Origin of the sequence: Sphingobacterium sp. GVS05A (genome assembly GCF_019969845.1) — a bacterium.
GTDB lineage: Bacteria > Bacteroidota > Bacteroidia > Sphingobacteriales > Sphingobacteriaceae > Sphingobacterium.
In genome coordinates, this window is record NZ_JAHXYR010000008.1 from 196440 (window position 1) to 208993 (window position 12554).

At 39.8% G+C, this 12554-nt stretch carries 10 protein-coding genes; 6 read left to right on the forward strand and 4 right to left on the reverse strand.

The genetic code is table 11. The features are described from left to right. Positions 1-318: 318 nt before the first annotated feature. Positions 319-1402 (reverse strand): peptide chain release factor 2 gene (prfB, locus tag LC454_RS19740; protein WP_223584126.1). Its coding sequence is split into 2 segments (ribosomal slippage): positions 319-1341 and positions 1343-1402, totalling 1083 coding nucleotides; the frame shifts between segments, so codons are not numbered across the junction. A 284-nt stretch (positions 1403-1686) separates the two neighbouring features. On the opposite strand from prfB, the gene pgi reads away from it, so the two are divergent. After that, entirely contained in the window at positions 1687-3336 is a 1650-nt protein-coding gene (pgi, locus tag LC454_RS19745) for a glucose-6-phosphate isomerase (protein WP_223584127.1), read from the forward strand. A 129-nt stretch (positions 3337-3465) separates the two neighbouring features. Here pgi and LC454_RS19750 read toward each other — a convergent pair whose 3' ends face one another. Both LC454_RS19750 and LC454_RS19755 read right to left on the reverse strand, forming a co-directional pair. Next, entirely contained in the window at positions 3466-5361 is a 1896-nt protein-coding gene (locus LC454_RS19750) for a heavy metal translocating P-type ATPase (protein ID WP_223584128.1), read from the reverse strand. Between the two features lie 191 nt (positions 5362-5552). Further along, positions 5553-5894, reverse strand: a complete 342-nt coding sequence (locus LC454_RS19755; RefSeq protein ID WP_120261196.1) for a phage holin family protein — start codon at positions 5892-5894, stop codon at positions 5553-5555. 467 nt (positions 5895-6361) lie between these two features. Between LC454_RS19755 and LC454_RS19760 the strand changes: the two genes are divergently transcribed. The 4 genes from LC454_RS19760 to typA all read left to right on the forward strand — a co-directional run bounded on the left by LC454_RS19760 (position 6362) and on the right by typA (position 11557). Next, positions 6362-6787 carry a DUF2147 domain-containing protein gene (locus LC454_RS19760; protein WP_120261195.1) on the forward strand — a complete coding sequence of 142 codons (426 nt, stop codon included), beginning with the start codon at positions 6362-6364 and terminating at the stop codon, positions 6785-6787. Positions 6788-6935: 148 nt separating this feature from the next. Continuing rightward, the gene (locus LC454_RS19765) at positions 6936-8183 is read left to right on the forward strand and encodes an ABC transporter permease (RefSeq protein WP_120261194.1); all 1248 of its coding nucleotides are present in this window, start codon (positions 6936-6938) and stop codon (positions 8181-8183) included. Between the two features lie 299 nt (positions 8184-8482). Further along, the gene (kbl, locus tag LC454_RS19770) at positions 8483-9673 is read left to right on the forward strand and encodes a glycine C-acetyltransferase (protein WP_223584129.1); all 1191 of its coding nucleotides are present in this window, start codon (positions 8483-8485) and stop codon (positions 9671-9673) included. A gap of 78 nt (positions 9674-9751) precedes the next feature. Continuing rightward, on the forward strand, positions 9752-11557 hold the full coding sequence (gene typA / locus LC454_RS19775) for a translational GTPase TypA (RefSeq protein ID WP_223584130.1): 1806 nt from the start codon (positions 9752-9754) through the stop codon (positions 11555-11557). A gap of 93 nt (positions 11558-11650) precedes the next feature. On the opposite strand, the gene LC454_RS19780 is transcribed toward typA, so the two are convergent. Beyond that, positions 11651-12157 carry an ecotin gene (locus LC454_RS19780; RefSeq protein ID WP_223584131.1) on the reverse strand — a complete coding sequence of 169 codons (507 nt, stop codon included), beginning with the start codon at positions 12155-12157 and terminating at the stop codon, positions 11651-11653. Positions 12158-12343: 186 nt separating this feature from the next. Here LC454_RS19780 and LC454_RS19785 point away from each other — a divergent pair, with 186 nt between their 5' ends. Beyond that, positions 12344-12490, forward strand: a complete 147-nt coding sequence (locus tag LC454_RS19785) for a hypothetical protein (RefSeq protein WP_223584267.1) — start codon at positions 12344-12346, stop codon at positions 12488-12490. The last annotated feature ends 64 nt before the right edge of the window (positions 12491-12554 follow it).

A 12554-nucleotide genomic window follows, 5' to 3' on the forward strand; every position in this document is an offset into this window, starting at 1 on the left:
CGCAAAATACATGCCTTTATTTTATGCCAAAAATCGAAGGATCGGCTCTTTTGTAACGTTCTTGATACACTTTTATTGTTTTTAAATTGTTGAATTACAGAGCTTTGTGTTTTTCAAGTGCTTATGTAATCAAAAAATAACAACACTATACGAGTAGTAGACATTTAAGGTTTTTTAACGTTTTTGGGATTTTTTTTAAGAGAACTTGACAGTTTAAGTGACAAACTGTGTCCGAAAGAAGGCAGTGACTTTGTGTGAAAAAAGGGATATCAAGCCTTGCTGATACCCCTTTCGATTTTGCAGATTTTTCGCGATAGATTAACCGCCAAATTCCATCAAATAATTTTTTAAGAAATCATTTAAGTCTCCATCCAATACCGCTTGGGTATTTGATGTTTCGTAATTTGTGCGTAGATCCTTGATCAATTTATAAGGATGTAGGACATAGTTACGAATTTGGGATCCCCATTCGATTTTCTTTTTATTTCCTTCGATCGCTGCGGAGGCTTCTTGGCGTTTGCGCATTTCAATCTCATACAATTGTGATTTCAATAAGCGTAACGCATTTTCCTTATTTTGCAATTGCGATCTTGTCTCCTGATTTTTGATAATAATGCCCGTGGGTTTATGGTGGAGTCGTACAGCTGTTTCTACTTTGTTTACATTTTGACCACCAGCACCTCCAGAACGGAAGGTATCCCATTCGATTTCTGAATCTTTGACGTCTATTTCGATATTATCATCAATCAGGGGGTATACATAAACCGAGGCAAAGGAGGTATGTCGTTTTGCATTGGAGTCAAACGGCGATATACGAACCAGTCGATGTACTCCGTTTTCACCTTTAAGGTAGCCATATGCAAAGTCTCCAGATAGTTGAAGAGTTACACTTTTAATTCCGGCAACATCACCTTCCTGAGAATCCTGTTCGGTGACTTTATACCCATTTTTCTCCCCCCACATGATATACATCCGCATCAACATGGCCGCCCAGTCACAGCTCTCCGTACCACCAGCTCCCGCGGTGATCTGTAAGATCGCATCCAGCTGATCCTCCTCTGCACTGAGCATATTTTTGAACTCCAGTTCTTCGACCTGTTCCAATGCAAGTTTATACTGGTCGTCCAGTTCTTTGTCAGTTGCGTCTCCAGATTGAAAAAACTCGTACATTACATAGGTGTCTTCAACCGCTGAAGCAACTTCATCAAAATGATCTGTCCATACTTTCTGGTTTTTGATGGCCAACAGTATTTTCTCTGCCGCTTTGGAGTCATCCCAGAAGTTTGCTTCCATTGTAATGGCTTGATCTCTTTCTATTTCTTCTTTACGGACATCGATGTCAAAGATGCCTCCTCAGGGAAGTAACGCGATCCCTCAAGTCTTGAATTTGTTCTTTTGTCATATCTGCTAATGTAGATATTTTTAATCAATAAATCGTTCTTAAGTCCAATATGTTATTAAGACTGTAGCCAGCTATATTAAGAATAATGTTATAAGCCATAGACTTGTACTGCTGGCTTCTAATTCTGCAATACTCTTCACTCAATACTAATATTTGACCTTTTTTTTTTAGTTTTGATATCATCAACAGCATAAACCTTCATTTTGCGATCTGTGCCAGGTGTAATGAAAAATACGTAAGGTTCTTATTAGCGGTTTAAAACAAATAATTTCAACAAAAACAGTATGTTTCCAAAAATTAATTTTACAACAACCAAAGCCTACCAATATTTGGTAGATCACTATATTGATATCAATCAGCAGGACCTCCGTGAGCTTTTCGTGGCAGACCCACTGCGATTTGAGAAGTTTTCGATCCTTTTTGAGGATATTCTTTTAGATTATTCTAAAAATCGTGTAAACGAAGAGACAATGGCACTGTTGATCCAGCTAGCAAAGGAATGTCAGCTTTCCGAAGCGATTGCGGCTATGTTTGCGGGTGAGCGGATCAATGTGACCGAAAACAGGCCCGTTTTGCACACCGCATTGAGAAATCAATCCGATCGACCTGTTTTTGTCGATGGAAAGGATGTGATGCCTGCTGTTAAAAGCGTATTGATACATGTAAAAACGTTCACAGAGCAGATTCTCTCCGGTGAATGGAAAGGCTATACAGGCAAGGAGATCACTGATGTTGTTAATATTGGTATCGGTGGTTCTGATTTGGGACCAGTAATGGTCACCGAAGCCTTAAAAGCTTACAAGACCAGGTTGAATGTACATTTTGTCTCTAATGTAGATGGTACACATATCGCCGAAACGCTAAAGGGAGTAGACCCTGAAACAACATTGTTCCTGATTGCGTCCAAAACCTTCACAACACAGGAGACCATGGCTAATGCGCATACCGCTAAGGATTGGTTTCTAAGTAAGGGAGCAAGTGAGCAGGATGTTGCTAAACACTTTGCGGCGTTGAGCACCAATACGGATGCAGTAGAGGCTTTTGGAATAGACCCACAAAATATGTTTGAATTTTGGGATTGGGTTGGCGGACGTTATTCCCTATGGTCTGCAATCGGACTGTCCATTAGCCTAGCTATTGGCTTTGATAATTTTGAGGAACTTCTAAAAGGTGCATACGATGCTGATGAGCACTTCAGAACTAGCGCCTTTGAGGAAAATATTCCGGTGATATTGGCTTTGCTTGGTATATGGTATAATAATTTCTTTGAAGCCGAAAGCCACGCCATTCTTCCTTATGATCAGTACTTACACCGTTTCGCAGCCTATTTTCAACAAGGGGATATGGAGAGCAACGGAAAATATATAGATCGGAATGGCGAGCGTGTAGACTACCAGACAGGACCGATCATTTGGGGTGAACCTGGAACAAACGGACAACATGCTTTTTATCAATTGATCCACCAGGGAACAAAATTGATACCATGTGATTTTATCGCTCCAGCAAACAGCCTTAATCCGATAGGCAACCATCATCAGCTTTTATTGTCTAATTTCTTTGCACAGACAGAGGCACTAATGAACGGTAAAACGGAGGAAGAGGTTGTTGCTGAATTGCAAAAAGCAGGTAAATCCAATGAAGAGGTGGCGGAATTGAAAACGTATAAAGTATTTGAGGGTAATCGGCCGACAAACTCTATTTTATTGAAAAAAATGACGCCACGTACACTGGGAAGACTTATTGCCCTGTATGAACACAAGATTTTTGTACAAGGTGTAATCTGGAATATCTACAGTTTTGACCAATGGGGCGTTGAGCTGGGTAAACAGTTGGCCAATAAGATTCTACCTGAGTTAGGTGATAATAATCCCATCGCTAGTCATGATTCTTCCACCAATGGATTGATTAATACTTATAAATCCTGGCGTGATTAAGATGACCGAAAAGTACATGGCATTCAGGATTACTGATACCACTATATAACATAAGCGGCTGACTTTGGAAAAAGTCAGCCGCTTATGTTTTACCGATTTTGCACAGTTTTCTTCTGCTAGCGACTTAGCTTATATAGTTTTATTTTGTATACGGATGGCATTTAGAATCGCCAAGAGTGCTACCCCAACATCGGCGATAACAGCTTCCCAGAGTGTTGCAACTCCCCCGGCACCCAAGATCAATACAATAATCTTTACGCCCATTGCCAGGATGACGTTCTGCCAAACAATATTGCGGGTAATTTTACCAATTTTTATTGCGGATAAAATTTTGTGGGGCTCATCATTCTGGATCACGACATCTGCCGTTTCAATAGTCGCATCTGCTCCTAATCCACCCATTGCTATACCTACTTGAGCTAAGGCGACCACGGGGGCATCATTGACGCCATCTCCTGCAAAAGCGACATTGCGTCCTTCGTCGATCAGTCTTTGTACATGACTTACTTTATCTTCGGGCAAAAGATCACCGTAAGCTTTATCAACACCAAGTTCCCCTGCGACTTCATCTACCACTGCTGTCTTATCACCGGACAACATGACCGTGTATAAGCCTTGTGCCCGCATAGCCGAAATAACCTCTTTTGCATCAGGCTTACTTCGATCTGCAACAGTAATGTAGCCTGCATATTGATTGTCTATGGCAATTAATACAATGGAATAGACAATTTGCTTTATTTCTTCCGGATAGCGAATGTTGAACTTGTCTAGCAATTTACTATTGCCCGCGAGGACAAGCTTATTGTTGATCGTTGCTTTGAGTCCATGGCCCGCGATTTCCTCAATCCCTTCAGTAATGAATGAGTTATCCCCCGGATGGTGGCTAGCTATTGCCTTCGCAATAGGATGGGTAGAATTTGATTCAATGGCCTTGGCATAATCCAGTAATGTTGTCGCTTGTCCATTGACAGCGTGGACCTCCTTTACTTCAAAAACACCTTCGGTGAGGGTACCTGTTTTATCCATAACAATAGTATCAACTGTAGTGATGGCATCCAGGAAATTGCCGCCTTTGAATAATATTCCATTTCTAGAGGCCAATCCAATTCCGCCGAAATAACCCAAGGGGATTGAGACCACTAATGCACAAGGACAACTGATCACCAAAAAGACCAAGCTGCGGTAAAACCAGTCTCTAAAGCTATAGTCACTGACAAGGAATATAGGGACGATAAGTACCAGAAGTGCCAGCGCAAAGATAATAGGGACGTAGATTTTTGCAAACTTTGAGATAAAGAGCTGTGTTTTAGATTTGCGCGCTGTTGCATCCTGTACCATCTCCAATATCTTGCTCAATTTGCTGTCCTGAAACGAGCTGCCTACTGCGATTTCAGAAACTGTTTCTAGATTTATCATGCCTGCAAAGACAGCCTCACCCTTATATTTGGTGTCCGGTTTGCTTTCCCCGGTTAGCGCTGCGGTATTGAACGCTGCCCGTTCATTGATCAGTTTACCATCCAAAGCCACTTTTTCGCCAGCTTTGACGAGAATAATTTCACCGATTTCAACTGTCTTAGGATCGACATCTACTTGTTTTCCATCTCGCAAGACAGTGACTTTGTCCGGACGTATATCCAACAGCGATTTAATGGATTTTTTTGCGTTGTCCACGGCAGTATCCTGAAACCATTCACCAATCTGATAAAATACCATGACAGCTACGCCTTCTTCAAATTCCCGTATTGCGAATGCGCCTAAGGTTGCCACGCTCATTAGAAAGAACTCGTTGAAGAAATCGCCACGCTTTGCTTTCCGAAAAGCCATTTGGAGAACCGGAATACCTGCCAATAGGTAAGCAATGCCATTTAGAATGAGAGACGCGTAAAACGGAATTGTGATCTTAAATGCGTACTTGAGTATCAGCAGTGTGATCAATATGATGAGAGCAATAAGGAGTTTGCGTTGTGAAATCCACCAAGGTGTATCTTTTTCTGTATGGCTATGCTCGTGATTGTGTTCGCACATATATCGAGGGGTCTATTAAATAATATAAATTTAGCTATTTTAAGCTTAAAAAGCGAGCGGAGGCTTAATAAAAAGGCAGATAAAGGGCTTTCAAAATAGAAGTCCCATCAGTAAGTCGTTCGCCATGCTGAAACAGAAAAGGCTGTTCTTCAAATAGAAAAACAGCCTTTTTATATTCAATAAATATAATTTTAGTCTTTTGAAGTACTTCCGATGATCATTTCTAGTATTGCGACAACAATGGCAAATAAGGCCGCAGTCCAAAATCCATCCACATTAAATTTGTCTCCAAGGAGTGAGTCTGAAAGCAAGACCATTAAAACAGTGATAATAAAGGAAACCAGACCCAGTGTAAGCCAGTTCAAAGGAAAGGTGAACAGCCTCAAAATAGAACCTACAGTAGCATTGACAAACCCGATAACCAATCCTGTGACAATAGCCCAGCCAAAACCAGCAACTTTTGCACCCGGTATAATCCAGCAAGCGATAGCGACAACAACTCCGGTGAGTAAAAGACTAATAATAAATTTCATAATATGCGCTAATTTATAAATAGTGAATAAGTAATAATATAAAAACTATCGTGCAAACGCGATGCCAAAATTTAATGTGTATATACAGACAAACTGCTGTTTCGTTTCTTCTTTCCTCGCACTTTGTTCGGATCTGCTCATACTTTGTTCGGAAGTCAATGACTAATTCGCTATCGTTTCCTTATCGATTTGGTAAGCGATCTATAACCAAACGATAGAAAAAAGGGATAAGATTTACAAAGAAGGGACAGACGAAGAGTCATGCGAGGTCGAATGAGTTCCAAATAAGACTTGATAATGAGGAGCGTAAAGTTAAACCAAAAGGGAATCTTTGTGTCTATTTAAATAAATTGAAATCACGGAATATAAATGTATGCAAGCATAGTAAATATTTTGTATATTTATTTATATTAATAAATAAGATACTAGCGATCGTTTTTTAGTTATAACTCATAAATAGTAGACCAATGAAGAAAATTATGATGTCATTCATCATGTTACTTGCTACAGTAACATTGTTTGCACAAACAGATCCGATCATCGGAAAATGGGAAAACCCAAGTGGAGAGGGGCGTGTGGAGATTTATAAAAAAGGAGACAAATTTTTCGGTAAATTGTATTGGCTTAAATTTCCGAACAATGAGTCTGGACAGCCCAAGAAAGATGTGAAAAATCCTGACAAAGCACTTCAGAGTAGGGCGGTTCAGGGTTTGGAGATCCTGACCAATTTTACAAAAGACGGGAATACCTATGAGGATGGAAAAATCTATGATCCAAAAACAGGAAAGACCTATAGCTGTAAAATGACTTTAAAAGGTGATAAACTTGACATACGTGGCTATGTTGGGGTTAGTTTATTGGGTAGGACTGAAACCTGGAAAAGGATCAACTAATTGGTGCAAAGCTAGCAACCCAAAACCGACCTTCTTGATGGCAATGGTTTGGTATAAAAAAAGGCAATTTATTTCATTAGAATAAATTGCCTTTTGGTTTTATGGAGGAATAACAGTATTTTCATCTGCAAATTATAATAATCGCTGTATGTCCGTAAAAATGTCTTATGTTGAGAACGTAAAACTTGCGCTGCAATCTATTGTAGGCAATAAACTTCGGACATTTTTAACAGCGTTGATTATAGCTATTGGGATGATGGCCCTGATTGGCGTGTTGACATCTATTGACGCCATGAAAAATTCCCTCACGGATTCTTTTTCCTCCATGGGCTCCAACTCATTCAATATTCGAAATCGGGGTATAAATGTTCAGATTGGTACCGGTGGAACTCGATCCAAGGTCTTCGCAAATATAACCTATGCCCAGGCATCCCGTTTCAGACAGAATTTTCATTTTAACGCGATAACCTCCATCAGCGCCAATGTCACCTGGAATTCGACCGTAAAATTTCAATCCAAAAAAACCAATCCAAATATTGGACTCATAGGGACAGATGAAAATTATCTTCAAACCTCAGGATATGTAGTCAATGAAGGTCGTAATTTCTCTGTTCGGGATGTGGAAACCGGTGGAGCTGTGATTATTATTGGTAGTGAGGTCAGTAAAATGCTTTTTAGTGAAATCATAGATCCAATAGGACAATATATCACAGTCAATAACATTCGTTATCAGGTGATAGGCGTATTGAAAAGCAAGGGGTCCTCTGCAGGTATGGGGGGTGATAGAGCCTGTTTTATCCCTCTGGTGAAAGCAAGATCTGTCATGCAGGTCGTGGAACCATCCTATGTAATCACCGTTTCTTCTAATGATCCAATGCGATTAGAAGCTGCAATTGGAGAAGCTTCCATTGTATTTCGGAATATTCGCGGGCTATCTGCGAGACAAACCAATGATTTTGAGATTACCAAATCCGATGCTGTAGCACAAATGCTTATGCAGAATATGGCGATGGTGACCCTGGGAGCTGTCGTGATTGCTTTTATTACCCTTGTTGGTGCATCTATCGGATTAATGAATATCATGTTGGTGTCTGTTACCGAACGGACACGGGAGATAGGTATACGGAAGGCAATAGGGGCTACACCCAGTGTGATACGCAAGCAATTTTTGATGGAGGCCATTGTCATCTGTATGATGGGCGGCGTCGCGGGTATATTTATCGGCATCCTGATCGGTAATTTATTAGCCCTTCAACTGGGGACATCCTTTATTATTCCTTGGGCAGCTATTATTCTTGGATTTGCCGTGTGTGGTCTTGTCGGGATGCTATCTGGTTATTATCCGGCATCAAAAGCTTCAAAATTAGATCCCGTGGATGCGCTGCGTTACGAATAAACCAAATCTGTATTAAATTAATACATTGTTGATCCCTATCAGTTGTTACATTTTTAACACTGCGCTGTCATGCTGCCCGTGATCCGAGGAGGCTTGCCAGTAATCCGAAATCGCCAGCCAGGGATCTATTCCATGATGATACCATTATTCGTTGCAAAAGGAAGGAAATGAAAGGGCGGTATAAATTTGTGCAAACGGTTTAATGTTATCAAAACATTGATTTGAGGTGAATTCTCAATAAACAGGCTGTTTCCACCAAAGAAAAACTGTAATATTGTATAAAAAAATAAATTCGAATTATGTACAATACATTACAACCAGTTTTACAAAAGGAATTGGAAGCAATCAAAGAAGCGGGATTGTATAAGCAAGAGCGGGTGATTGTTACCCCTCAAGGAGCAGATATTAAAGTGAGCACAGGACAGGAAGTCATCAATTTTTGTGCAAACAACTACTTGGGACTATCTTCTCACCCGAAGGTTATCGAAGCGGCAAAGCAGGCCATTGATACACATGGTTATGGCATGTCTTCAGTACGTTTTATCTGTGGTACACAAGATGTACATAAAGAATTAGAAGCAAAGATTTCCCAGTTCTTAGGAACAGAAGATACGATTTTATATGCTGCGGCATTCGATGCGAATGGCGGTGTTTTCGAACCATTGTTTGGTGCTGAGGACGCAATTATTTCCGATGAATTGAACCACGCTTCGATCATTGATGGTGTACGTTTGTGTAAAGCGCAACGTTTCCGTTATAAGAATGCAGATATGGCAGATTTAGAAGCACAGTTGCAGGCAGCCTCAGGAGCAAGACACAAAATCATCGTTACTGATGGTGCATTCTCTATGGACGGATCAGTAGCGCCATTGGACAAGATCTGTGATCTTGCAGACAAATATCAAGCTTTGGTGATGATCGATGAATCGCATTGTACAGGTTTCATTGGTGCCACAGGCCGCGGTACGCATGAACTTTTCAACGTGATTGATCGTGTAGATATCATTACCGGAACACTTGGTAAAGCCCTTGGTGGTGCTTCTGGTGGCTTCACATCAGGTAAAAAAGAGATTATCGATTTGTTACGTCAGCGTTCACGCCCTTATTTATTTTCAAATACATTGGCACCAGCAATTGCAGGCGCTTCTGTTGCGGTTTTGGATATGCTGAGTGAGACAACCGCTTTGCGTGATAAACTTGAATCCAACACCAAATATTTCCGTGAAAAAATGACGGAAGCAGGATTTGATATCAAACCAGGTTTCCACCCAATCGTCCCTGTGATGCTTTACGACGCGAAACTTGCACAAGCTTTTGCTGCTAAGATGTTGGACGAAGGTATTTATGTGATCGGTTTCTACTATCCTGTTGTACCTCAGGGAAAAGCTCGTATTCGTGTTCAAATTTCAGCAGGACATGATCTTGCTCACTTGGATAAAGCTATCGCCGCCTTTACTAAAGTAGGTAAAGAATTAGGTGTAATTAAATAAAATACACATAGTTATAAATTTTATGGTGCAAAATGTTTATCTTTGCACCCTGAATTTAAAAACAAATTTACTTGCTAGATGCAAAATATTAGAAACATAGCGATTATCGCTCACGTCGATCACGGTAAAACTACGTTGGTAGACAAAATCTTACACTTCACAAATCTTTTTAGAGACAATGATGGTACAGGTGATTTAATTCTGGATAATAACGATTTAGAACGTGAACGCGGTATTACTATTGTCGCTAAAAACGTTTCTGTTGAATATAAAGGAGTAAAAATTAACGTTATTGATACACCTGGTCACGCCGATTTCGGTGGTGAGGTTGAGCGTGTATTGAAAATGGCTGATGGTGTTGTATTGCTTGTGGATGCTTTCGAAGGTCCAATGCCGCAAACACGTTTCGTTACACAAAAAGCACTATCCTTAGGTTTGAAACCTTTGGTTGTTGTCAATAAAGTGGACAAAGAAAACTGTCGCCCAGAAGAAGTATACGAAAACGTATTTGATTTATTCTTTAGCCTAGATGCTACAGAAGAGCAATTGGCATTTCCAGTATTATATGGTTCTTCCAAACATGGTTGGATGTCAACAGATTGGAAAGAAAAGAAAGAAGATGTATCTGAACTATTAGATGCGATCATCAATCACTTCCCACCTTCACCATTTGTTGAAGGTACATTGCAAATGCAGATCACGTCGTTAGATTACTCTACGTTCGTAGGACGTATCGCAATCGGTCGTGTAGCTCGTGGTATAATTAAAGAAGGTCAACCAATCTCGTTGGTAAAACGTGACGGTAAGATCGTAAAATCACGTGTAAAAGAATTGCATACATTTGAAGGTTTAGGCCGTCGCCGTGTGGAAGAAGTTAAATGTGGTGATATTTGTGCTGTTGTTGGTATCGAAGGTTTTGATATCGGTGATACAATCGCTGATTTTGACAACCCAGAACAATTGGAAGTTATTAGCATTGATGAGCCAACAATGAATATGTTATTCACGATCAATAACTCCCCATTCTTTGGTAAAGAAGGTAAATTGGTTACTTCTAGACATATTCACGATCGTTTACAAAAAGAATTAGAGAAGAACTTGGCATTACGCGTCGTTCCTACTGAATCTCCAGACGCTTGGTTGGTATATGGACGTGGTATCCTTCATTTATCTGTATTGATCGAAACAATGCGTCGCGAAGGTTACGAATTGCAAGTAGGTCAGCCGCAAGTAATCTTGAAAGAGATCGACGGTAAGAAATGTGAGCCTATCGAAGTGTTGGTTGTTGACGTTCCTGCAGAAGTTTCTGGTAAAGTGATCGAGTTGGTAACACAACGTAAAGGTGAGCTTTTAGTGATGGAAACGAAAGGTGAAATGCAACATCTTGAGTTCGAAATTCCTTCTCGTGGTATCATTGGTCTACGTAACAACGTATTGACTGCTACAGCTGGAGAGGCTGTTATGGCACACCGTTTGAAAGGATACGAGCCTTGGAGAGGAACAATCCCTGGACGTTTGCATGGTGTATTGATCTCTTTAGATAAAGGTACAACAACTGCTTACTCTATTGATAAGTTACAAGATAGAGGTAAGTTCTTCGTTGATCCAGGTGTGGATATTTATGAAGGACAAATCTTAGGAGAGCACATCCGTGACAATGACTTAACGATCAATATTGTTAAAGGTAAACAATTGACAAATATGCGTGCATCTGGTACAGATGATAACACGCGTATTGCACCAGCAATTAAATTCTCTCTAGAAGAATCTATGGAATATATCCAAGCGGACGAATACATCGAGGTTACACCACAATCTATCCGTTTGCGTAAAATCTACTTGACAGAAAATGAGCGTAAAGTAAACGCGAAAAAATTTCAATAGTAGGTAACTAAAGATTGTAAAACAAAAGGGGCTGTATCTTGAAATTTGATACAGCCCCTTTCTGCTATTATTCTAAATAACTAAACGTTATATTTACTTCTTTTCTCTGACTTCAGCAGCACGGTAGGTATCCCCATCTGTTGAGTAGATTTTGAATTGCGCTTCATAGCCTTCAGGGACATAAATAACGATAGGCATCCGACCATTGTAACGTACTGTCTCAGGTTGAGCACTTACAAAAAGATTTCGCTTTGCTTTATCTGGGCAAGCCATCATTGTGCTTGCTACATTTCCATTCGTTTTAAATACATAGTAATCATAACCCCAGCCTTGAAGATCTTTTTTCTCAAAGGAACCAGCTAGATTAAAATTGTTACAACCATCTACCTCCATCCATTTACCTACAGAGAATTCAATCTTCTTATTCTTATCATTCTCCGAATACGGAACTTCGATAACCATTTTTTTGTATCCTTTTTCCGCTGCAGGAAAAATATTTAAGTCTATTTTATCAATTACCATTTGTGCTTTACTTACTGTTGTGGATGCGACGAAAACGAATAGCATCATGACCATAACTTTAAATACATTTTTTCTCATAACCTTTTTTTTATTTTATTCTTTAAACGCAATTTCTATCGCTATTGCTACTTTGTTTTGTAAAACTATATTTCTAAGACGGCTTAAAATACAGAAGGATTAATTGGTAATGAATAAATATTTAGAATAATTGTTTGTTAAATTCTGTAAAGATGTAAAAGAGTTCCCTTTGATAAGCTGTGGTTAATGCATTTGTTCATCGTTTGTTTTGTAACAAATCATGGTGCCTGCATGACCTCAAAAGGAACGCAAAATCCGTCGCTGACCTATATGGCATTAACAGCTAGAGCCGTAGATTATGCTGTCGCTGAAATGAAAAAAGGCAACCTCTAAATTCATAGAACTGCACTATGATAGGGACTATATTTTTTCGCAAGAGCTTTTAATTCGTAGGGAC